This window comes from Pleomorphochaeta caudata (genome assembly GCF_055395745.1).
In genome coordinates, this window is record NZ_AP042458.1 from 2,070,953 (window position 1) to 2,095,984 (window position 25,032).

General features: G+C 27.4%; 21 protein-coding genes and 1 other RNA gene. 15 read left to right on the forward strand and 7 right to left on the reverse strand.

The annotated features are described in order from the left end of the window. Positions 1-15: 15 nt before the first annotated feature. The 5 genes from ACZ5RS_RS09675 to ssrA form a co-directional block, all read right to left on the reverse strand. Positions 16-696 carry a DUF4956 domain-containing protein gene (locus ACZ5RS_RS09675; RefSeq protein ID WP_464634863.1) on the reverse strand — a complete coding sequence of 227 codons (681 nt, stop codon included), beginning with the start codon at positions 694-696 and terminating at the stop codon, positions 16-18. A 13-nt stretch (positions 697-709) separates the two neighbouring features. Continuing rightward, entirely contained in the window at positions 710-1,390 is a 681-nt protein-coding gene (locus ACZ5RS_RS09680) for a polyphosphate polymerase domain-containing protein (protein WP_464634865.1), read from the reverse strand. Between the two features lie 8 nt (positions 1,391-1,398). Then, positions 1,399-3,045 (reverse strand): CotH kinase family protein, encoded by a 1,647-nt coding sequence (locus tag ACZ5RS_RS09685; RefSeq protein ID WP_464634867.1) that lies wholly within the window; start codon positions 3,043-3,045, stop codon positions 1,399-1,401. A 9-nt stretch (positions 3,046-3,054) separates the two neighbouring features. Continuing rightward, entirely contained in the window at positions 3,055-3,906 is an 852-nt protein-coding gene (locus ACZ5RS_RS09690; RefSeq protein WP_464634869.1) for an endo alpha-1,4 polygalactosaminidase, read from the reverse strand. Between the two features lie 135 nt (positions 3,907-4,041). Beyond that, positions 4,042-4,413, reverse strand: a transfer-messenger RNA (tmRNA) gene (ssrA, locus tag ACZ5RS_RS09695). A gap of 379 nt (positions 4,414-4,792) precedes the next feature. Here ssrA and ACZ5RS_RS09700 point away from each other — a divergent pair. The 9 genes from ACZ5RS_RS09700 to ACZ5RS_RS09740 all read left to right on the forward strand — a co-directional run bounded on the left by ACZ5RS_RS09700 (position 4,793) and on the right by ACZ5RS_RS09740 (position 15,541). Then, positions 4,793-6,046: an ABC transporter substrate-binding protein gene (locus ACZ5RS_RS09700; protein ID WP_464634871.1), complete on the forward strand. Its 1,254-nt coding sequence runs from the start codon at positions 4,793-4,795 to the stop codon at positions 6,044-6,046. Positions 6,047-6,112: 66 nt separating this feature from the next. Next, positions 6,113-6,988 carry a carbohydrate ABC transporter permease gene (locus tag ACZ5RS_RS09705; protein WP_464634873.1) on the forward strand — a complete coding sequence of 292 codons (876 nt, stop codon included), beginning with the start codon at positions 6,113-6,115 and terminating at the stop codon, positions 6,986-6,988. After that, positions 6,988-7,809 (forward strand): carbohydrate ABC transporter permease, encoded by an 822-nt coding sequence (locus ACZ5RS_RS09710; protein ID WP_464634875.1) that lies wholly within the window; start codon positions 6,988-6,990, stop codon positions 7,807-7,809. The genes ACZ5RS_RS09705 and ACZ5RS_RS09710 overlap by 1 nt, the downstream gene beginning before the upstream one ends. 9 nt (positions 7,810-7,818) lie before the next feature. Next, positions 7,819-9,492 (forward strand): DUF4091 domain-containing protein, encoded by a 1,674-nt coding sequence (locus tag ACZ5RS_RS09715; RefSeq protein ID WP_464634877.1) that lies wholly within the window; start codon positions 7,819-7,821, stop codon positions 9,490-9,492. A gap of 55 nt (positions 9,493-9,547) precedes the next feature. Further along, positions 9,548-11,638 carry an AraC family transcriptional regulator gene (locus tag ACZ5RS_RS09720; RefSeq protein WP_464634879.1) on the forward strand — a complete coding sequence of 697 codons (2,091 nt, stop codon included), beginning with the start codon at positions 9,548-9,550 and terminating at the stop codon, positions 11,636-11,638. 68 nt (positions 11,639-11,706) lie between these two features. Then, positions 11,707-12,666, forward strand: a complete 960-nt coding sequence (locus ACZ5RS_RS09725; protein ID WP_464634881.1) for an AEC family transporter — start codon at positions 11,707-11,709, stop codon at positions 12,664-12,666. 10 nt (positions 12,667-12,676) lie between these two features. Next, complete coding sequence (locus ACZ5RS_RS09730; RefSeq protein WP_464634883.1) at positions 12,677-13,375, forward strand: flavodoxin family protein; 699 nt, start codon at positions 12,677-12,679, stop codon at positions 13,373-13,375. A gap of 62 nt (positions 13,376-13,437) precedes the next feature. Further along, complete coding sequence (locus ACZ5RS_RS09735; RefSeq protein WP_464634885.1) at positions 13,438-14,796, forward strand: MFS transporter; 1,359 nt, start codon at positions 13,438-13,440, stop codon at positions 14,794-14,796. Next, entirely contained in the window at positions 14,783-15,541 is a 759-nt protein-coding gene (locus ACZ5RS_RS09740; RefSeq protein WP_464634887.1) for a PIG-L deacetylase family protein, read from the forward strand. The genes ACZ5RS_RS09735 and ACZ5RS_RS09740 overlap by 14 nt, the downstream gene beginning before the upstream one ends. 49 nt (positions 15,542-15,590) lie before the next feature. On the opposite strand, the gene ACZ5RS_RS09745 is transcribed toward ACZ5RS_RS09740, so the two are convergent. Further along, complete coding sequence (locus tag ACZ5RS_RS09745) at positions 15,591-16,925, reverse strand: MFS transporter (protein ID WP_464634889.1); 1,335 nt, start codon at positions 16,923-16,925, stop codon at positions 15,591-15,593. Position 16,926: 1 nt separating this feature from the next. Next, on the reverse strand, positions 16,927-17,580 hold the full coding sequence (locus ACZ5RS_RS09750; RefSeq protein ID WP_464634891.1) for a TetR/AcrR family transcriptional regulator: 654 nt from the start codon (positions 17,578-17,580) through the stop codon (positions 16,927-16,929). 99 nt (positions 17,581-17,679) lie between these two features. Between ACZ5RS_RS09750 and ACZ5RS_RS09755 the strand changes: the two genes are divergently transcribed. From ACZ5RS_RS09755 to ACZ5RS_RS09780, 6 genes are all read left to right on the forward strand, one after another. Further along, positions 17,680-19,062 (forward strand): DUF6937 domain-containing protein, encoded by a 1,383-nt coding sequence (locus ACZ5RS_RS09755; protein WP_464634893.1) that lies wholly within the window; start codon positions 17,680-17,682, stop codon positions 19,060-19,062. Positions 19,063-19,171: 109 nt separating this feature from the next. Next, positions 19,172-20,650, forward strand: coding sequence for an alkaline phosphatase (locus ACZ5RS_RS09760; RefSeq protein WP_464634895.1), 1,479 nt, complete (start codon positions 19,172-19,174; stop codon positions 20,648-20,650). Between the two features lie 9 nt (positions 20,651-20,659). Continuing rightward, positions 20,660-21,772 (forward strand): YibE/F family protein, encoded by a 1,113-nt coding sequence (locus tag ACZ5RS_RS09765; protein WP_464634897.1) that lies wholly within the window; start codon positions 20,660-20,662, stop codon positions 21,770-21,772. Positions 21,773-21,894: 122 nt separating this feature from the next. Continuing rightward, entirely contained in the window at positions 21,895-23,217 is a 1,323-nt protein-coding gene (locus ACZ5RS_RS09770) for an ABC transporter substrate-binding protein (protein WP_464634899.1), read from the forward strand. 68 nt (positions 23,218-23,285) lie between these two features. After that, positions 23,286-24,173 (forward strand): carbohydrate ABC transporter permease, encoded by an 888-nt coding sequence (locus ACZ5RS_RS09775; RefSeq protein WP_464634901.1) that lies wholly within the window; start codon positions 23,286-23,288, stop codon positions 24,171-24,173. A 10-nt stretch (positions 24,174-24,183) separates the two neighbouring features. Continuing rightward, positions 24,184-25,032, forward strand: a complete 849-nt coding sequence (locus ACZ5RS_RS09780) for a carbohydrate ABC transporter permease (RefSeq protein WP_464634903.1) — start codon at positions 24,184-24,186, stop codon at positions 25,030-25,032.

Below are 25,032 nucleotides of genomic sequence, written 5' to 3' on the forward strand. Positions count from 1 at the left end.
AAAATCACCTCTATTTTATTGTGCAAATTCACCATTATAATTAATTAATGAAACATTAGAGACGCCATCAATTTCTGATAGAGTTTCAATAAATTCAGTGCTTATTCCAATTAATTTAATTTCAAGAGTTAATTCAAATATTCCATGATTTACAGTTTTAGATTTCATTTTATAATTTAGTTTATTTAGTTCAGATAATACTTTTTCATTTGCTTCTAAATTATAATGAATTATTAATAGGTAAACATTGTTTGTATTTTTATATTTTAATAGGACTATTAAAACTAACCCAATTAATAAAGAACTAATAGCTGATAGAGCATATAATCTTGCTCCGGTGGTAATTCCAATTGCAATTGACCAGAACATAAATACTATATCTAAAGGCTCTTTTACAGCTGTTCTAAATCTTACGATACTTAATGCACCAACCATACCTAAGGATAATACAAGGTTTGAACTAATGGTCATTATAATCTCAGAAGTTATTAAAGCCATTAATACAAGAGATACATTAAATTTATGGCTATATACATTTCCACTATAAGTTTTTTTATAGATATAAAACATATATAGACTAACCAATAATGTTACTACTATAACACTCACTATATCTTTTATAGTAAAGTTGCCTAAAAAAGATGATTCTATAACACTATTTTTAATAATATCATTAAACCCAATTACATCGTTCATCTAAAAAAACTCCTTATTGAATAATATTTCTACACAACAAATATTTAGATACTGATAATCTAGTTAGATTATATTGTTCAAGTATTGTTTTAATATGTGTCGGTAGAAAGTTATTGTATTTAACTTCTAAGATTCGAGAATATTCTTTAGGTAAATTCTTAGTTGTGATTTTATCCGTAAATATATTCATACAAGGATTAGCTGCTGATAATTGTTTATCAAAAGTTAATCTTATTTCATTATATGGTAAAACATAAGCTTCTCTGTAATAATCTACTATTACTTTTGGCTTTAATAAATTGTTCCTAACTTCAAGGTAATAATTTCTTTTTACCAAATTATCAGAGAAAGCAAAATCTTTAACATCGCATTGAAAGAGTTTTGTATATTCTTCTTTTGTTATAGTTGTTCCAATTTTATTTGTATAATCTTGATATTTTTTCTTAACTTCTAATTTAATTCTTTTATCAGAATAATTATAAATTCTTACTCTAAACTTTTGTCTCTCTGATATTCCAGATAATTTTTCATATAATGCATTATCATAAACATCATCAAAATAAAGACTCCTAATATGGTATCCTTCGTTCTTAATTGAGTTTTGATCTAATTGCATAACTTTTGTTAGAGCATTTTTTATACTCAAATAAGTATCATATTCAATTAAAAATTTATGTTCATGTCTAAATTTCATATATGCTCCTAATTAGAGTAAAAATCTTTAACCCCATAACAATATGTTAGGGTAGCTCTATCATAATAAATATCAAAAGCATCTGATGTGTTATTATATTTATCTTTAATGAAAACTCTGTAGAAATAATGTCCTGCAGGTAAATTATCAATTATTAACTCATTATCTAATAAATTCTTTTTTTCTAATAAAATATTATCAAAATGAGGAGAGTCACTAAGTTGGAAGTCATAATAGATTTGATCTGATTGGAAATCAAAAGAATCACTCCAATTGAATTCTAAGAAATTACCAGTGCTATATGGTGTATATAAAAAGACTGGCATAGGTCTTTGAAGGCTCTTATAATATTCTTCAATATTAACATCTTTTGATTTCCTTAATTTTTCAATTTCAGTGTTTATTTCTTCATCACTTAACTTATTAATTGAAGAATCTGGATATCTAGTTAAAAACTCTAGTGAAATAGGTTTATATAAATCTACATATTTATCTATTTCTTTTTGATCAATTATTTCTGAGATTTCTTCTATCTTTTTGGTTAATTCTTCTCTATTTTCTTCATTTCTTAAGTATCTATTAATTAAAGTATTTCCCCAGAAATTAGAAACTCCTTTTTGCCAAATAGGTCTAAAATCTTCATAACCACCTAATGCTTTATCATAATCCCAAGGTATAAAATACCAAATATTGTACTGTGAAGGACTATAAAGGAAATAGTTTCTACTTTGAGTATCAACGTTATCTGTTATTATATTTAAGGCTAACCAAGTTAAGAAATTCTCTCTATCAAAATAGGTATCAATTACTTTGTTTATATTTATATTATCATTATTTACAGCATCCAGCATGCTGATTAATTTTGTATGGTTATCTGCTTCTTTTATTTCTAATATGGTTTCAAAGGCTTTTTTACTATAATCAGAATCATCTACATCCATTATAATATCTTCATATCTCTTAAATTCAAAATTTTCTATTTTATATAAAGTGCCATTAGGATCTAAATTATGATTTTCAAGGTATTTTTTATCAATGTTTTCTATTTGGGTAAATAACCCGTAATCAACAAAATCATTAGAGTAATTTTCTTCACTATAATCTTTAATAAAAAGATGTATGAATTGGGTTCTTGCACTTGTTATATCTGGAATATCTTTTATCAAATCAAAGGCTAATTTGTTTCTAATTCTTAAATCATCAAAAGGGTTCTTATTTAAATTTACAGTCACATATCCATCCCAAGGGGCTTTTGTATTTAAATTAATTTTATAAGATTTAAGTGGGGATAGTCTTGCTGATTGTCCTCTTTGTTCCATTGTAGCATTATATTGAGTTAGTCCAAATCCATAATCACTTTTACTTATTTCTCCGTTCTTGCCTTCTTGGAATATTATTTTAACCTCTGGATCTAAATTGCTTATTGGATCAGTTAAATCAGCATTAAGCTCATCAAAAGTAAAATTATATCTATCTTCATTTGCTTTAGGAGGTAAAACTGTTACATAGATTTCTTTAACATTATTATTTAATGAGTTATCATAAATTTGTGAGTTATCTGCGATTGTAGTATCAATTACATCATTTTGTTTTGAACAAGATGTAATAAGTAATAAAATTAATAATAAATTAATAATGATTTTTCTATATTTCATTTTACCTCTTTATCTAGTTTCAACGTCCCAATTTGAATATCTTTTTTCCATTTGACTAAATAGAAAATTCCATTTTAACTTTTTACTTAATTCTCTATTAATATCTTCATTAATAAATGATAGCACGAAGATGTTAGTTTTATAAAGAAAAGAATTTCTTTTTATAGATTTAAGCATTTTAATTTCAGTTTCATCATTTTCTATGTAAGGGGAGTTGAAGTTTTCCCATAATAATCCATCTACATATTTTTTACTAAAATTATTATAGGATGTGAAACTTCTATTTTGTATAATCATCAATTTAGGATATAGCTCTTTTACTTGTTTAATGAAATCTTTATATCCTGTAATTAATTGGTTATAAATTGTAGTATCATTTTTATAGTAATCAATCCAATCTAGAGTATCAAAAAAAACTCCATCCATGTTTTTATCGATTATTCTAGTTTTTAATATATCTAATAATGCATTTTTAAAATTGTCAGAAAAAAGATTTCCTAAATAATTATTTTCACTTAAGTTCATAAGTCTTTTGTTATTAGAATCTTTTAAGAAATCTTCATCTTTTAATTTTTGATTTAAAGTTAAATCCCAACTGCCTATTTCAATTAATGATAAATATCCTATTACTTTTGAATTCTTAGAATGAATAATATCTACATCTTCTTTTGTAAAAAAAGAGGCTTCAACTATATTAATATCATAGTTCCCCATATCATTAATAATTGAAGAGTTTATTTTATTGTAATAGATTCTAAAGGAATAATTTGGTCTTGAAAAATAATAACTTTTTATAATAAGTATTAGAATTAAAAAAATAACAATTATTAATATTGATACTTTATTTGTCTCTCGTGTCATTATTATCCCTTTTTAGTAAATATATCTTTATTATAACAGTATTTAATTGAAATGCAAAATAATTAATATTTAACAATATATTAATTTGAATTTGGATAAAAAAAATAACCACTCTAATAAAAGAATGGTTATTATTTGGAGGTGGGGGGATTCGAACCCCCGTCCTAACGTGCCACCCATTGACGTCTACAAGCTTAGTCAATGATTAAATGTCAATAAAACTCAGATCATTAACAAACCTTGTTTTATTCAAGCCAACTAAGTTGTCCTTTTGTATCGTCGGCAATTACAAAAGTAAGCTCTTGAGTCTTACAAGTATTACAGAGCTAAGAGCGGCACTCTATATTACTTGTACGCAAGCTACAATTAAGCAGCGAAAGCGTATTCTGCAGTTTCGAAGTATTCTTCGTCTTTTTTTGCAGTTATTGTTTGTTGCTAGTTTTAGGAGTTGGCGCTCCGCTTGCAGCCAATAGCCTGATCTACGCCAGTCGAGACCGGTACACCCCCTTAGTTTTACCTAAAGGGTACATTAATAAAATAGTAAAAAATATCAAAAAAATCAATACTTGCAAATTTAATTATTACTAAATATTTGAATTAAAAATTTGTAAATAATTAATATTTTTTTAGATTGTAAAAATTATAAATTAATAAAAATTAAGCTTTTAAATAAATATACATAAATTATAAAAAAATATGCATATTTAAAAAATAAAAATATAATTTTAAAAAATAATTTTAATTTGTTTATATATAAAGAATTATTTTATTGATAGTTAAAAAAATGTTAATGGTAAAAAATAAAAACTAAAAAATTGTAAATTGATTTGATTTTATTAGTTTGGATAAAATTCGAATAAATAAAAATATATTAAGGAGAAAATATATGAAAAAAGTTATTGCAATGTTGTTATTAGCTTTAGTTCTTGGTTCAACTGCAGTATTTGCAAATGGAACAAGTGAAAGCTCAACAAAAGAAGTTAAAAAAACAGATATGTTATTATGGTTACCTCCATTTGCATCTGGTGATTCATTAGATGAACAATTCTGGAGTGAAGCTCTTCAACCTTGGGCTGATGAAAATAACGTTAATTTATCAATTGAAATTACTCCTTGGGGTGGTTATGAAGAAAAATATTTAACAGGTTTTGCTTCAGGTGATGGCCCAGATGTTGGTTATATGTATATGCAAATGTTCTATGATTATATCCAAATGGGTGCTCTAGAAGATTTAGACAAATATTTTACTCAAGAAGAAAAAGATAACTATTATTACTGGGCACAAGGTAATATGATGGGTGGTCAATATTGTCTTCCTTTCGTTGTAGGTAATGCTCGTATTATGTATGTTAACCAAGATATTTTAGATCAAGCTGGTGTTACTAAATTACCAGAAACTTGGGATGAATTTATCGATGCATGTGTACAAATTAAAGAAAATGTTCCTGGCGTAATGCCTTTTGCTCAATCATGGGCTGATCCATCTATTGGTTTATTAGATGACAACTTCTTCCCATATTTCTGGCAAGCTGGTGGACAAATCTATAATGATGAAGGCACTAAATTAGCTCTAACAGATACAGATGCTGCTTATAAAGCTGCTAATTTCTTACATGACTTAAGATTTAAATATGATATTATTGATGAAGCTCAATTGGGTATTACAAACGTAACTGATGATTTTAGACAAGGTAATGTAGCATTTGCATGTATTGGTGCAAATAAAGCAAAAAGCTTTACTGATGCTGGTCTAAATTGGACATTTATCCCTTCATTAAAAGAAACAACTAAAGGTATTTGGGTAGCTTCTGACTCATTAATTATGAACAGTGCTAGTGAACACAAAGAATTAGCTGCTTCTTTAATTAAAGAAATTACTTCTGCTCCAATTATGACAAGATTCCATACTGAAATCTCACCATTTACACCTATTACAAAGACTGAAAAATATAATGACTATCCTGCATTCAAAGATATGTATGAAAATGATACACCTTATTTCCACACATTACCTGTAGCAAAAGCTTCAGCAACAATCTTTGATAATCTTTGTAAGAACTTACAATTAATGATGATGGGAGAAATCTCACCTGAAGAAGCAATTGATAGAACTGTTGAATATTCTACAAATGTTCTTTAATTGAATATTTTCTGATTAGGGAAGGGAGAATTTCCTTCCCTAGCATATTTTCTATTGGGGTGGTCAATGAAGAAAAAAAATGATGCTATAATGAGTTATTTGTATATATTGCCAAGTTTTATATTAATAAGTGTATTCTCCGTAATACCAATATTTATGAATATTTATTATAGTTTTACAAAATTTAATGTTATACAACCTGCACAATGGGTAGGTTTAACAAACTATTTAAGGATGTTAAAGGATCCATATATTGGTGCATCTTTAAGAAATACTCTTGTTTTTACTGTGGTTACAGTGCCTTTACAAACCATCTTTGCCTTAGTGATTGCTGCAATTTTAGCAGGGAGATTTAGAAACAAAGTTGGTGAATTTATAAAAAGTGCCATGTTTATTCCTGTAATTGCTTCAGCTGTATTAGTTGGTACCTTATGGTCTATTTTTCTAGAACCTTTTGGATTAATGAATTCTATATTGAATTTTCTACATCTACCATCAGTAAACTGGTTGGGTGGTAAAAATTCATCTCTATTATCTGTTTGTATGGCTACAGTTTGGAAAAATGTAGGCTATTTCTTAGTAATATACTATGCAGGTATTATGGATGTTCCAAAAGAATTATATGAAGCTGCTGAAGTAGATGGTGCATCTGCTTTACAACAATTTCGTCATATAACAGTACCTTCATTGTCTGCTGTTACATATTTGATTGTTACACTTGGAACAATTTGGTCTTTCCAAGTATTTGATATGGTATATACGATGACTAATGGTGGACCTGGTATGTCCACGGTTACCTTAGTCCTTACAATATATAATGCTGCATTTAAGAGCTACAATATGGGGTATGCAGCGGCTATTGCACTTGTAATGTTTGTCCTTGTGGTGATTCTTCAAGCATTGCAAAAGAAATTTTTGAGTGATAAAGGAGAGAGTAAATAATGATTAAACAACATAAAAAAACTGTTATTTATTATATTTTACTTGTATTTCTAATATTAAATGCAATAGTAGCTGTTTTCCCTTTTTTATATATGGCAATGATATCTTTAACACAAAAAGATATTCTTGATTTAAATTTTTCTAATGTTACTTATAGTTTAATTAACTATACTAGAGTTATTGATGGCTTTAATTTATTGGTAAATTTGAAAAATTCAACGATAGTTACAGTATCTTCTTGTGTATTAAATGCTATCATTTGTTCAATGGCTGCATATGTATTTGCAAAAAAAGAGTTCCCTTTTAGAGATCAAATTTTTGCAATTTACTTAGCAACTTTGATGATTCCTGGCCAAGTTAAAATGATTCCAATTTTTGTTATTATTAAGAATCTTGGATTAATGAATACTTATATTGCTTTGATTTTGCCAATCATTAATGCATTTGGTGTTTTCTTAATAAGACAATTTATGGTTGGGGTTCCTGATGATTTATTAGATGCAGCAAGAATTGATGGTTGTGGAGAAAATAGAATTTTCGTTTCAATTGTTTTACCTCTTGTAAAACCTGTATTAGTTTCATTAACTATATTTACATTTATTACTAGTTGGAATGATTTCTTATGGCCTTTAATTATTGCATCAAAACCTGCAATGAAAACATTAACACTTGCAGTTGCTGCTTTAAAGGGGTCTTATTCAACAAACTATGGTCTAGTTATGGCTGGTTCAACTTTCACATTCCTACCACCATTTATTTTATATGTATTCTTACAAAAACAATTCGTAGAAGGAATTGCATTAAGCGGTACAAAGGGTTAGGTTAAACAAATGGCTGATTATGAATTTTATTTTACTTCTTCTTTAGAAAAAGTCTTTCCAACTAAAAGAGTTAAAGAAGAAAAATCTAGTAGATTTAATATGTTTAAAAATGAAAGATTAAATTTACAATTAGTGTATTCTCTATTTGATGCTGATATTGATGCTAGAAATAGATATTTTAATGTTAACATTGAAGGTGATATTGATTTTGAATTATTTGATGTTAATTTGGTTAAATGTGAGTATTTAGCTACTGAAAATAGAGATAGATTTTATATTGATACAAATCCAGGGTTATATCCTGATTTATTAACAAATAATAAAGGATTAATAAAACCATTACCAAATCAATTTAAATCTTTATGGATAGTTTTTAAATCGAATGAAAAAACTATTAACACTAAAGTAAAAATAAAATTAGAAGAAGTCTTTTTTGAAGGTAATTCAGGTAAGAGAATTGATACTAATAAAGTATTCTTTGAAAAAGAAATTGAAATCAATGTTGTTGATTGTTCTTTACCAGAATTACCAATAAAACATACACAGTGGTTCCATAGTGATAGTATTGCAAATTATCATAAGGTTGATGTTTTTAGTGAAGAACATTGGGCTTTGTTAGAAAAATATATTGATTTTGCAGCTAATAGAGCCGATATTAATATGTTATTAACACCAGTATTTACTCCATCTTTAGATACTGATGTTGATAAAGAGAGACTTACTGTTCAACTTGTTGATGTATTTTATAAAAATAATAAATATGAGTTCAATTTTGATAAATTAAAAAGATGGTGTGATATTTGTAAAAAATGTGGAATAAAATATATTGAAGTCGCACATTTTTTCACTCAATGGGGTGCTATGGCAACTCCAAAAATTATTGTTTCTGAATTAGATGAAAACAATACTTATATAAGTAAAAAGAAATTTGGTTGGCATGTAAAAGCAAGTGATAAAGAATATAGAAAATTTTTAGAAGCTTTTATCCCAGCTTTAATTGAAAACTTAGATAATTTTGGTTATTCAAAAGATAAATTATATTTCCATATTTCAGATGAACCAAATCTAAAATCACTTGAAAGTTATTCTATTGCAAAAAATCAAGTAAAAGATTTATTAAAAGATTGTAATATTATTGATGCCTTGAGTGATTATTCTTTTTATGAGAATAAATTGGTTGAAATACCAATTCCATCTAATGATCATATTGAACCTTTTGTTAATAATGTTGAAGAGCTATGGACATATTATTGTATAGCTCAAGGAAATCTAGTTCCTAATAGATTTATAGCCTTAGAATCTTCAAGAAATAGAATTATGGGTGTCTTAATGTATTTATATAACATCAAAGGCTTCTTGCATTGGGGATATAATTATTATGAAAGTGAAAATTCTAGAGAGAGTATTAATCCATTTATTACAACTGATGGAAATTGTGCTTTCCCCTCAGGTGATCCTTTTTTAGTATATCCAGGTCCTTTATCATCTATTAGAAATGAAGTTCAAGTTGAAGGTTTTAATGATTTAAAATTACTATATTTAGTAGAAGAAAAACTAGGTCGAGATAAAACAATTGAACTAATAAAAGAAGGCCAATCTTCTTCATTTAGTTTTAAGGATTATCCTAGAAATAGTGCATATTTAATCAATTTAAGAAATAAGTTAGTTCAACTTTTTATATAAATATGATTAATTTGTTATTGATTAATGAATAAAATATAATTTATATTAACTTAGTATGAGGAAGTTTAAAAAGCACTTAGGTTTAAGTATATCAAGATACAATACATTTAAAGCAATGATGAGTGTAGGTATTTTGGTCTTTCTCATCTGTTCTATTTTATTTATTGTTTTTTTTAATAGAATTTCTAAAGAACAAAAGAACAAGTTTTTGACCTTAAATGAGTATTTAGTATCAATTGTCCAAACACAATTTCAAAATGCTTTAAATTATTCTACTACCGTAATTTTAGATCCTGCTAATCAAAAAATTATAACTGGCCAGATAGAAAATGATGATTTATATAATTATTCAATAAGGTTAAATTCTTTTACTAATACAAATCCACTTGTAGATACTTTATTTGTTTATTATCCAGAAATAGATCTAGTTGTCTGCAATAGTGGATTTTATACTCTCAAAGAATTTTATTTAGTAGAATATGGGTACCATATGAGAAATGGCTTTGAAAAATGGAGATACTATATACTAAATAATAATACTGGTTTTAGTTATGATCCTGATTTTGAAAACATTTTAAATTATACAAGAGTTTCCACTTCAAAAAATAAAGCTAATGAATCAAATTACAAACAAATTACTGTTTTTAATTTTGATTTAACAGGACTATCGATTGAAGATAATAAATCATTTATCGATGAAATTGGTTTTTATATAAATGATAATCTAATTTTAATTAAAGAAAATGATAATAATGATCATATAACGTCTTTCTTAGAAAGTGGTGAAAAATATTCTAGCGATATTGCCCCAATCAAATATTTAAATAGCTTTTTGTATGTAAATATTTTGCCTTATAGTAATGTATATTTAATTACTAGTATGGATATATCATCCTACCAAAATAGTATGATTTATTTTATTTTAGCAACAGTATTAACATTAATAGTTAGCTTTGTTTTATCATTAACATATTCACTAAGAACTAGTAAGAAGTTATTTAAACCTTTTAGAGATTTGGCATATAAATTATCCCCTAACAAATACTCAAAAGATTCACTTAAAATTATAAATGAAAAAATTGATTCTTTATTAGAAGAAGAAACTTATAAAGATGAAAGAATTAAAAAGCAATTTGATGATGTTCAAAATTTATTTTTAATTAATTTATTAAGTTTTTATATCCCAGAAAAAAAGTGCAATTTACTATTAAAAGAATATGATATTATTTTCACTTATTCATCTTTTATCGTAATAGTTTCGGAAGATGAGAGAGTTAATAAACTTTTGAAAAGCTTTAAAAATGAACTTTTTTATGATATTGAGTGCCAAACTTATTTATTAGAACATGAAAAAAATTTAGTTGGAGTTATAAACTTAGAAGAAGATATAGAAATAAAAAAATATATATCTGAAGAATTAGAAAATGTTTTAAGAATTAATTCAATCAAAGTTAATGATATACAATTAAAAATAAGTGATTTGTGTTTATCTATTGGTGATATATATTATGGCTATCAACAATGTAAATATCTTTTAAGAGATAGAAGAGGTATTCAATATTATACAGATTATACTAATTTAGTATTACAAGATTTGAAGAAAGCGTTTGAAGAAGAAAATATCTCCTTATATCATAAATGTATTGATACTGTTTTTCAAAATAACATGTACATGCCATCATATCTATTGGTTAATTTGATTAAAGAGATTAAACAATATGATGATAAGTTTGATATTGAAATAGATAAGAATATTAGAATCAGTAAAGAAGCTTTTTTATCTGTAATTAAGGGAAAAACTAAAACAAATGATTCACAAAAAACTATTGTTGATAAAGTTAATTTAATAATTGATAAATCATTTAAAGATGATAGTTTAGGACTCTATAGTATTAGTGAAGAATTAAATGTAAGTAATACTTATTTATCTACAATATATAAAGAGACTTGTGGTATTGGTATTGTTCAGCAAATAAATAAAAAGAGGATTGAATTTGCTAAACAATTGTTATTAAATACAAATAAAAGCGTAAAAGAGGTTGCCCTAGAATCTGGATTCTCAAGTGATATTTCATTTATTAGAGTATTTAAGAAAATGGAAGATTCAACTCCAGGTAAATTGAGAAAAAATAATAATAGATTTTAATGAAAAGTAGTTACTAAGATTTTTTATTATGTTATTATTCGCGAAATAATTAATTTGAGGGTTAATAAATGAAAATCGCACTTGAAGTTGTCCTTACTATGGTAATCCTATTAGGGATTGGGTTTGTAATATATCCAAGACCTTGGGCTGGAAAAAAAGCTATTGATTTATTTAGTAAGTTATTAATTAATATATGTTTGCCTGGTATGCTTTTATATAGCATGGTAAATTCTGTTTCTCATGATGAATTAATATCTTTTGGAATTTTATTACCCATAACTCTATTAATTATTATTGTATTATATTATCTAACTTATTTATTAGCTAAAATTATTAAAGTTAGAAAAGGTAGACAGTGGACTTTTGCCCTTATGGGTAGTATGTCAAATACTATTTTCTTAGGGCTTCCTGTTTGTACTATGATATTTGGAATGGAATGTGTTCCCTTAGTAATGCTTGGTTTTATTGCTGGAAGTCTTATTACTTTAACTATTGGTATTTCAGGCATAATTAAAGATGCTTCTTATCTAGGTTCAAGTGATGTTCGATTACATATTTTAGTTCAAATAAAAAATATGTTTGTTAACCCAATTATGATCTCTTTATTTATTGGATTATTATTGAACATTATGAATATTGAATATTTTCCAAGTTTAAATACAGCTTTAGGCTATGTATCTAATATGACAACTCCTTTATCTTTATTATTTATTGGTATGTATATAAGAACAATGAGTATAAAAGATTTTGCCCCAGATAAAGATACTGTAGCCGTTTTATTAGTTAGATTTATATTAGCTCCATTATTTGCATATTTTGTTTATAAAGGGTTTGTATATTTGGGTGTTTCAATTGATGACTACACAATAAATGTTTTAGTTTTACAAATTGCTTGTTGTGTTTTAACAATGACATCAATATTTGCAATTGAGTATAGGGCAGATGGAAAATTTGCAACAAAAACAGTTGCAATTAGTAACGTAATTTTTTTGTTTTTTTTACCAATATATATTATCCTATTAACATAGGAGCAGAGTTGTGACTACTTTAATAATTCATGGATCCCCAAGAGCAAATGGGTGTTCCTCTACAATAGCAAGAAATATTGCTAATAAATTTAAATCTGATGAGATTCTTGAGATAAATTTACATAAAGAAAAATTACCTTATTGTGTTGGGTGTTTGAACTGTGTAAAAAAAGGAGTAGAGTATTGTCCTCATAGTAATATAACTCTTCCTTTAAAAGAGAAAATGTTAAAAGCAGATTTAATAATTGTTGCATCTCCAGTATATATTCTTCATATGTCAGGTCAGTTAAAAACTTTCTTCGATCATTATCCAACTATGTTTTTAATACATAGACCTGAGAAGACAATGTTTAATAAACAGGTAATTGTTGTAGCTACTGCTGCAGGTCCTGTATGTAAAAAAACTTTAAAAGAAATAAAAGAAACTTTTACATTTTTTGGTGTTACAAAAACTCATAAAATAGGGGTACCGGTACAGGCTGAAAATTATGAGAGTATAAATCCTAAAATTTTAGAAGATGTTGATAAAAAGACTAATAAAATAGTAAAAAAAGTTAATAAAAATTTTAATAAAAAGAAAGTTTCATTAAAAATTAGGATATGGTTTAGAATATCTAAATTAATGCAAATTAAATTTAGTGTAAGTGAAGTTGATTATGCCTATTGGCAAAATAATAATTGGTTAAAACGCGGTAGACCTTGGAAATAATAAAATAAGTTTTTCTTTTATATAATATTTTCTGTGTTAAAATATGAATATAAGGAAAAATAATGGACCCAAATCAAACTCAAGTTAAGACTATTGAAAAACTAACATATAGTTCTGGAATATTAGGCCAAAACATGATTTATAACATGATGGCTATGTATATCTTGTTTTATTTTACAGATATATTATTGATACCGGCTTCAATTGCTAGTGTAATTATTATAATAGCAAGTTTATGGGATGCAATAAATGATCCAATTATGGGGATGATTGCAGATAACACTAGAACAAAGTGGGGAAAATTTAGACCTTATTTATTATTTGGTTCTTTTTTCATTGGAATAATAACTGTTTTGTGTTTTTCTAATATTACTTCTTCAACAAATTCAAAAATTATTTATGCTGCTATAACTTATATATTATGGGGAATGATTTTTACTTCTTGTGATATTCCAATTTGGGCATTATCTTCTGTAGTTTCAAATAAATCTGAAGATAAAGATAAACAAGTAACTTATGGTAAAATTGGAGCTACGATTGGTGTTGTAATTTCATCAGTATTGTCTGTGCCAATTTTAAAGTTATTTGGTGGAGAAAGAGCTGCTAATGCTTATTTTTATCTAGCTCTCATATTTGCTGGAATTGGTTGTGTTTTAATGTTTATTACTGGAATTTTTGCAAGAGAGAGGATTATTCCACAAAAAGAAAAAGTTCCTTTTAGAGAAAATATTAAAACCATTATATATAATAAACCTTTATTATTATTAATGATCGCTTTATTTATAGTAAATTTTATTAATAGCATAAGACAAAGTGTTCAAATTTATTTTGCTGTATATACTTGGGGTGATGCCAGTTATATGACATTAATTGGGCTCTCATTAGTTGTTGGTATGTTAATCGGTATGACGATATCTCCTTTGCTATTAAAAAAATATTCAAAAAGAAAAATTTATATTATTACTTGTATAATTGCTGCTATCGTTAGTGCTTTACCTTACTTTTTTGATTACTCAAATATAGTATTGGGTTTAATATTTATTGGCTTATCCTTCTTATTTAGTGGAATTGCAATGATAGTAACCACCAGTATGTTAATGGATACAATAGATTATGCTGAGTATAAGAATAATTTTAGATCAGAGGGTATAGTTTTTTCTATGAATACCTTTTTAACTAAATTAGGAGCAACTATCTCTAGATTAATTTTAGGTCTAAGTTTAGTTGTACTTAAATATGTTGAAAATGCACCAAGAACTCCTAAATTACAAAGTGGTTTTAGTTTTATGGTATTTATAATTCCATCGATAGCTTTTTTATTAGCAATAATTCCAATTTGTTTCTATAAACTAGAAGCAAATGAATTAGATCATATTAAATCAATATTAATTGAAAGGAGAGAGTCTTATGGAACAGAATAAAATGTTAAGCAGCCTATTTAATCCTCCAAGTTTGGATGATGCAAAATGCGTTCTTTGTGTTCAACCTCATAGTGATGATAATGAGATTGGAATGGGTGCAACAATTAAAAAGTTAGCAGATAAGGGATGTGAAATTCATTATTTGACTATCACTGATGGACGCTTAGGAACCAAGGATGTTAATCAAGATTTAAATGAATTAGTTGAAATTAGACACAATGAAGCAAAAGAGGCTGGAAAAGTTTTAGGGGTAATGAATTTTCATTTCTTTAATTATAAAGATGGAACGATTAAAAGCCCAAGAAAATTAAGTTATAAGATTGCTAAATTGATTAGAGAATTAAAAACAGATTATGTATTTGTATGTGACCCATATACTAGATATGAAGCTCATTTAGATCATATTTATGTTGGACAGGCTGTATCTCAAGCTGTTTTAAGTTGTTCTTTAGCTCATTATCCTGAGAAATCAAAAGGGGCACCTTTTGAAGTTAAGTGCATAGGTTATTATTTTACTGAGAATCCTAATACTTTTGTTAATATTGAAATGGAAATTGATTTTCAACTAGAAGCAATGAAAAAACATAAAAGTCAATTAGATGAAGAAACCTTTAATTTATATAAGGCTTATTTAATTAATAAATATTCAACTTATGGAGAAAAAGACGGTAATTTGATGGCTCAAGGTCTAAAATTATTATCTCCATTACATATTCATTGCATATCAGATGCAGTTAATATTTAAAAATTGAAAAGCGTATCACTAAGAATATTATTTCTTAGTGATACTAGTTTTATTGGTTACTTAAGCAAGTTTCTAATATTCTTTTTTCATTATATCTAGTTAGGGCAATTCCAGCTAAAATACATAGAATTGCTGCAGTAATTGCTGCAAGTCTATAGCCAATAATTCCTTTTGCTGCAAAGCCTGTAAAAATAAGCATAGCAAGAGATTGTCCTAATTTAAAGGCGAAAGTTCTAGCAGCAAAGAACATACCATTTCTATTTTTCTTGGTATTTATTTCATCTTCTTGGGCTACATCTGCAACCATAGCTTGTGGAAGAATTCCTAAAATAGCCATAGAGACTGAAGCAATTGCAACAATTAAAATACCCCAAGCAAGTCCTCCAAATCCTATAATCCCAGATAAAGCGGTAAGAATATAATCAAAAGCAAATATTATAAAAGCAGTTATTACCATTTTTTTCTTACCAATTTTTGGGACTAAAATATTAACAAGTGGATACCATAATAACGATAAAGCAGTCATTAATACAAATAGAGTAGCACTGTGACTTTCTTCAAGCTTCATTAAAGATACTACAAAAAAAGGTAATCCTGTTTGGAAAATAGTTAATGCAGTAAAATATAAAACATCACTATAAACAAAAGTTCTAAAATCTTTATTTCTAAAAGTTGTTTTTAAAGATTCCAGTGCATTTTCATTGTTTGATTCTACTTGTTTTAATTTTCTTTCATCAATGAAAAATGTAGGTATTAACATTAAAATACAAGCAATAATAGATAAGGATCCAAAAGTTATTCTCATTGCAGTTACTCTTGAAAAAGAGTTTGATAGCATATTCCAAATAACAGGAGCAATATATGCTAAAGAAGTACCAACAATAAAAGTTAAGGAGATTGCAGTACTAACAGCAATTCTACTTTTTTGATCATGTCCAATAACCGGAATAAGAGCATTGTATGGTGTGCAATATATTGTCATACATAAATAAAACCCTAAAAGCATTATCAAAAGCCAGAAAAAGTTAATTGAAGAAATTGCCTTTTTAGGAGCAAAGAATACTAAAGTTGTAACAATTGAAAAAGGAATTGCAATCTTTTTCATGAATGGAATTCTTTTTCCTTTCGGATTCTTTGATTTATCACTTAAATTTGCAATTAAGGGATCACTAAATGCATCAAAGATTCTTCCAATGAATGTTATTAAACCAATTAAAGTAATTACTTTTAATATAACATTACCCTGTTGAATAAAAACAATTTGTCCAGCTTCAATTGACTCTTGAGATGGTTGATAAAAATATACTAGCCAGTTAGAAATAATTCCGGCAAGCATTGCCCAACCCATTTGTCCTAAGGCAAAAATCCAAATAGTTGGTGACATATTAACTCCTTTTGCAATAACTAATTGTTAATTCTATTATTGTTTTTAATTTGTTTTCTGTAGTTATTAAATTATCAATTGGAATGATTAATGGGCTTACTGCACTTTTAATGCAGGTTTGAAGAAGAGAGGAGGCTACTGTAAAATAAATAGTTTTAAAATCTAATCCTTCTTTGAAAGACTTATCAATTATGCCTTTATCAAAGATTTTTTGAGCTATCTCATAAAAACTTAGAAATAAGTTGTTATATGTTTCTTCAATTTTTTTATCCATTTTGTTGTATGTAAAATAGGTGTCAAATTCGTTTAAGAATTTTAAAAAATCAATATGTTTTTCAAAGTATTTGATATAAAAATTTAATAATTCTTCAAATTCTTCAATAGCAGTTTTTTCTTTAAAAGAGATCGAATTAACTGTTCTCATAATATCGTTAATGATATTTCTTAAATAATATATTGCACATTCACTTATAAGATTATCTTTGTTTTTAAAATATCGATAAATTGAAGCAACACCAATCTTTGCAGTTGTAGCAATCTCATTAAATGTGACATTTTGTATGCCTTTAGAGCTCGTTAATTCAAAAGTCACTTTTAGCACTTTTTCAATATTTTTGTTTTTATATTTTTCCATTGTTAAATTATAACTTTCCATTGACAGCTCCTAATTGCTAATGATAGTATTACTCTCATGCTGATAGTAATACTATCATCACTATTTTGATTTGTCAAAATAAATTAAGGAATAGAGTCAATGGATATTTTTGGAAATCAAATTTCAAAGAAAGATGAAAATAAAGCAATAAAGTCATATAAAAAGAATAAAAAAAAATTTGGAGATAAAGAGGATAAAGAATATCATTTATCACTTATTTCTAATGAGATTTTGAGTAATTTATACACATATAATTTAATTTTATCCGATAAAAAATTAAAATTAGAAGTAGAAAATCCCGTCATAATAGGTAATATTCGTATGGGATTTGGTCATTATAGAATTGCTCTTGCAATGTGCAGTGCCGCAAAATATTTAAATAAAACGCCGATTTGGATGGACTTAGCTTCTTTTGGTGATTATCCAGGATCTAAATTGATAGCTCATCAAAATAATCTATATTCCTTTGGTTCTCGTTTATCTCAAAAAAATAAATTATTTAATAAATATTATTGGGAACCATTAAACAGTGTAGGATTTGCTAAATTATCTTATAATGCAAAAGATTTATATAATGCAAAGTTTATGACTCAAATTTTTAATGATTTAGATAAAGATATTCCATTTGTAGGCACTCATGCTTGGCCCGCTCAAGTAGCTAATGAAGCAAAAATGACAAAAGTTGTTAATGCAATTCCTGATAACTGGCCAATGGCATTACATTTTGCTCCAGGAGCATTACATACTGTTCAAACTCATTCAGCATATCTTGGTTATAGAACTTTAAGAAATATGGGACAATCTAATATAGTAAATCTTTGTGATAATGATATTAAAATGGTTGGACATTATATTGATCATGAATTGGTAAGTAATATCAAAAATGACTGTAATCAAAGAATTAAAAATGCAAAGCAAAAAACAAAACCAGTTGTTTTATTAACTGTTGGTGGTGCAGGTGCACAAGTTAAGTTATATAAAAACATCATTAATTATTTAAAAGATAAAGCTATAGTATTAATTAATGTTGGTGATCACAAAAATGTGTTTAATTATTTTATAAATGAATTTAAAGATATTGAAAGACATACCTCATATAATGAAGCAAAAAATTTCTTTGTAACTGATAATATGCATATTTTCTATAATGAAGATATTTTTAGTGCAGTTTATTCTACAAATATTTTAATGAGATTAAGTGATCTATCAATAACAAAACCCAGTGAACTATCTTTTTATCCTATTCCAAAATTACTACTAAAAAGAGTTGGTGGTCATGAAAAATGGGGCGCAATACATTCCAGTGAAATTGGTGATGGTACTTATGAGTGTGAAACATACGAGCAAACAATAAATATGCTAAAATTATTAATTGAAAACCCTGAGTGTTTAATTAATATGAATACTGCAATTATAAATGCAAATAAAATTGGTGTATATGATGGAGCTTATAAGGTAATAGAAGAAGCCTTTGCTAGATAATATGTTAACAGAATTTTAATACATTATATTAATTCTTAATAGGAATTTAGTTATTTACAAACATTTTCTCTGTAATTTGAAAATAGATTAAATTAGGAGAAAATAAGGTATGAAAAAAAAATTAATTCTACTTATGCTAGTGACTTTTGTAAGCCTTTCTATATTTGCAGAAGGCACAAATGAATATCAAAGTTTTGAAGTTGCAACTTCATCAAAACCAGCGAAAAATATTATTTTATTAATTGGTGATGGTATGAGTGTTGCACAAGTAGCAACAACAGATGCTTATTTAGGAGCAAAAGAACATCAATTCTTAACAACTTTAAATTTCGAAAATTTTGAACATCAAGGATTAACAACAACATATGCTGAAGATAGATTAATAACTGATTCAGCTGCTGCTGGTACAGCTTTAGCTACTGGAAGTAAAACCTATTGTGGTGCTATTTCTGTTGATTCTAATAGAAATAATTTAAAAACAATTTTAGATTATGCTCAAGATTTAGATAAATCAACAGGCATAGTTACAACAACAAGAGTAACCCATGCAACTCCAGCGGTTTTCCTTGCTAACAATGTTGATAGAGATGCAGAAAATGACATTGCAGTTGATGAAGCTTATAGCGGTGTAGATTTTTTAGCTGGTGGTGGTTATAGAAATTTTGTTGGAAAAACAAATACTAGTAATTTAAAATCTAAAAGAACTGATAATCGTGATTTAATTGAAGAAATGAAGAAGATGGGATATAAGACTTTTATAAGTGAATCTGATACTCAAGCTTTTTTAAATTATAATCCACAATTGGGTGATAAGATTGTAGGTTTATTTGGTTCTTCTCACTTAGATTATGCAATTGATAAAGCTAATCAACCAACTTTAGCACAATTAACAGATAAGGCAATTAAGACCTTAAGTAAAGATAATGATGGTTTCTTCTTAATGGTAGAAGGTGGAAGAATTGACCATGCTTGTCACGCAAATGATGCTGTTAGTGCAATAGATGATACAATCGCTTTTGAAGAAGCTGTTCAAATTGCAATTGATTATTACAATAGAGATCCAGAAAATACACTTATTATTGTAACAGGCGACCATGAAACTGGTGGATTAACATTAGGGTTTGCTGGAACTGAGTATGAAAGTGCTTATTCTCAACTACAAAATCAAAAAATCTCTTATGAAAAATATGGTAGTGATGTTTTCTCAAAATATAAAGCTTCCCATACTTTAGCAAATTGTAATCTTAATGATTTAATTGATGATTTAGATAACTATTTTGGGTTAACTAAATTAAACGCTAATGAAAAAGTAGAATTAAGTGATGCTTTAAAGAGATCAATTGCTGGTGAAGTTATAAAAGGTACACAAACTGCTGATTACTTATTGTATGGTGGTTATGAACCATTTATCATGGAAATTACTCATATTTTGAACCAAAGAGCAGGGGTTGCATTTACTTCTTATTCTCATACAGCAGTTCCAGTAGCTACTTATGCAATTGGTCCATATAGTGAAAAAGTAACTGGTATGTTCGATAACACAGATATTTTTACAATCATGTATAATGCAATGGGTATTACAAATTAAAAAAAAGATATGAGAATAAAAGATAATAATTTAAGTAAAAAATTCTCAATACTTTTGTGCATTATTACTGTAATTCTTGTATTTATTCCTAGCCGTTTTAATTCAGCACAATCACCTAAAGCCTATAAAGCTGAGGTGGTTAGTGTTGATAATTTAAATTTAGAACAATATGGAATTGCAAAAGTAGGAAATCAAAGTATTGAAGTTAAAATATTAAATGGCCCTTATAAAAATCAAATTGTTAAGGGTGTTAATCATTTAATGGGTAAAATGGAACTTGATACAGTTTATGAAAAAGATATGAAAGTTTTAATTACACCTTATGTTGTAGAAAATAATCTTAAAAGTGTTACTTTAGTAGGTGTTTATAGAATAAATATTGAAATAATGCTTATGGTTATCTTTGGAACTTTTTTATTGATTTTTGCTGGATGGACAGGCTTTAAAGCATTAATTTCATTCTGTTTTTCAGCTCTTATGATATTTAAAGTATTATTACCATTGTTTTTATTAGGTTTTAATCCAATTATGGTATCTTTAATAGTAGTAATTGTTTTATCCTTTGTAATTCTGTTTTTGATTGGAGATTTTTCTATTAAGGGAATAGCTGCTTTTTTAGGTACAGTAAGTGGTATTTTAGTAACTTGCTTATTAGCTTATATTTTTACTAGAGCCTTAAAAATTAGTGGGGCTGTAAAACCTTTTATGGAATCCTTATTATATAGTGGTTATGCAAATCTTAATATAACGGAGATCTTTATAGCTGGGATTTTTATGGCAGCAAGTGGCGCTTTAATGGATATATCGATGGATGTTGCAACAAGTATTGAAGAAGTTCATAAACATAATAAAGATTTAACTCAAACTCAATTAATTCTCTCCGGGTTAAGGGTAGGTAGAACAGTTATTGGTACAATGACAACTACTTTATTGTTAGCTTACTCTAGTAGTTATATGGGACTTTTGTTAGTTTTCTTAGCTCAAGGGACGCCGTTACTTCAAATATTAAACTTAAATTATGTAAGTTCTGAGATTTTGAACACAATAATAGGTAGTTTTGGATTAGTGCTTACTGCTCCCCTTACTGCAGTGATTTCTGGAATTTTATATGGAAAAATATGACAATTTGATAACATTTTTTAAATGTTGTTGCATTTTGTTGATTAAATTATATAATGGAACCAGACGAAAGTTTATATATATTTAAAATTTCAAGTATTAAAAATTTTTTAAGGAGAGAGAAAATGAAGAAAATTTTAATTGCATTTTTAGTTGTTTTTTCTGTAAGCTTAACTTGTGTTTTTGCTAATGGTCAAAAAGAAAGCAGTGCAAGTTCTGACGAACCTGTAGTATTAGAATGGTGGACTTGGGACCCTGATATGCAAGAAAAAAATCAGGAAATTATTGCTGCTTATGAAGCAACACATCCTAATGTTACTATTAACAATACAATTGTTAGTACTAAAGAGTATTGGACAAAGATTAGAATCTTAGCTAACCAAAATAAATTACCAGATGTATTTACTATGAGTTCTAGTACTTTAGAAGAATGGGCAGAAAATGGTTTAGTTTTAGAATTAGATGATTTCATTAATTCAGATAATACTAGAGAAGAATTCTACCCAGCTTTATTAGATGCTGTTAGAGATGTTAGTGCTACAGATCATTACTATGCACTTCCTTTTGCTTTAGTAACAACAACTTTATATTATAATAAAGATGCTTTTGATGCAGCAGGTATTGCATATCCAACAGATGATTGGACATGGGATGACTTTAGATCAGCTGCTAAAGCTTTAACAATTGATAAAGATAATGATGGCAAAATTGATCAATATGGATTCTGGTTCTATGGTCGTTATGCACAAATTGAATCTTGGGTATATGCAAATGGTGGACATTTATTAAATCGTGATACTATGAAGTTTGAACCAGATGCTGCTGCTATTGAAGCATTAAAAATGTTAACAAACTTAGTATTAGTTGATAAGAGTGCTCCATCTCAAAAAGATATGAGTTCTTATAGACAACAAGATATCTTCCCTCAAGGTATTGCAGCAATGTGGGTTGATGGTTCTTGGAATATTGATAATAACAGAAACGTTGCTGATCCTTCAATGAACTGGGGTATTGCAAAGATTCCTACAGGTCCTAGTACAACAAATCCAATAACTTATGCTTGGGCTGACTCTTATTCAATTGCTCCTAATACAAAGAATCCTCAAGAAGCTTGGGAATTCACAAAGTATGTAGCTGGTGCTGGTTTATCTCTTGATATGTATATGGCTGGTAAGATTCCTTCATACGAAGCATTAACTGAATCTGATGCTTTTGCTGATCCTAATCAAAAACCTGCTGAAATGTATATTCTTAAAGAACAAGCTGCTAGCAATATGACAACTTCTTTCACAAAAGGTTGGAGTGAATGGAGAGGTTATGGTGCTGCTGAAGCATTAGGTTTCAATGGTTTAATCGATGGTGTTATCAATGGTGAATTAAGTTTTGATGAAGCTTTAGCTAAAGGTGAACAATCAATTAATACTGTTCTAGACAGATATTATAAATAAAACTTTTTATTTTAATTAATTATATGGCTACATTTTTTGTAGCCATTTATGTAAAATAAGGGATTCACATGAAAAATAAAAAATTATTGTGGCATGGAAGATTAACCCCTTGGTTGTTTTTGTTGCCAACAATTATCGGATTAGTAGTTTTTAGAATAGTACCAATAATCTGGGCCTTTGTTTTAAGTTTTTCTAAATGGTCATTATTAGGATCTCCTAAATTTCTTGGTTTTTCCAATTATATTGAAGCTTTCCATAATGAAAATTTTATTCAAACAATTACAAATACAATTCAGTTTTCAATAATTTATGTTATTGGTTCTATTATATTTGGTTTAATTTTAGCAGTATTAATTAATGTTAAATTAAAATCTATAGCTTTTTTTAGAGCTGTAATTTATTTACCTGTAGTAACTTCAGCTGTTGCTGTTGGTATTGTATGGAACTGGATCTTAGGACCAAATGTAGGTTTATTTGCAACTATATTAGAATCATTTAATATAACTGCACCTTATTGGTTAGGAGACCCAAAATTAGCTTTATCTACTGTTGCTACAGTACAAGTTTGGAAAATGGCTGGTTATAGCATGATTTTATTCTTAGCTGGATTGCAAGGAATTTCTGCACAAACTCTTGAAGCCGCTACTGTAGATGGGGCAAGTAAAATACAACGATTTTTTAGAATAACACTTCCTATGTTATCACCAACTGTTTTCTTTGTGTTAACAGTTTCTATTATTGATTCATTTAAAAACTTTGAATTGATATATGCAATGACAAAAGGTGGCCCTCAAAATGCCACAAATACTTTAGTTTATGATGTTTATTTAAATGCGTTTGTTTATTATAGAGTTGGTTATGCTTCAGCTGTAGCATTTGTTTTATTATTGTTCGTAGGTATATTAACAATAATGAATTTCTATATTAAGAAAAACTGGGCACAGCCTTTAGAATAGGAGGGAGAATATGAATCAAAAAAGAAACGATGACTCAATGGTTGTTCTTAGAATGGTTTTAATTGTTATTGCCGCTTTGATTGCTGTTTTTCCTTTCTTATGGATGTTACAGAATTCATTTAATACAGAGCAAAATATTTTTAGCAAAGGTGTATTTAAAGTACCAGATTTACTTTTCAAATCTAATATGTTTGAAAACTATAAAATTGTAATTGGTAAATATAACTTCGGAAGATATACATGGAATTCTATCTTTGTATGTTCCTTAGCTGCATTAGGTCAAGTAATAATCTGTACTTTAGGTGGCTTTGTATTTGCAAGAATGACTTTTAGAGGTAGTAAAATTGTATTTACACTTTTATTAATTACATTAATGGTTCCTGTTCAAGTTATCATAATCCCTGAATATTATATTATGATGAAATTGAATTGGTTAGATACATTTTTACCTTTGATTGTTCCATCTTTCTTAGCAGGTGCATTTGGTACTTTTATGCTTAAAGAATATTTTGAACAAATTCCTGATGCTTTATTAGATGCTGGTATTATAGATGGTGCGAATGCTTGGAAGATGTATCTTCATATATTCTTGCCTCAATGTTCAGCTCCAGCTGCTACATTATTTATTATTGCATTTATGAATAACTGGAATGACTTATTACGACCAATGTTATATTTGACAAAAGAAAAATTATATACAGTTACTTTAGGATTAACTCAATTCCAATCACAGTATTCTGCTAAATGGAATTTATTGTTAACTGGTAGTGTATTATCAATATTACCATTAGTAATAGTATTTATTTTCTGCCAAAGATATATAATTGAAGGTTCTGTTTCTTCTGGAATTAAAGGTTAG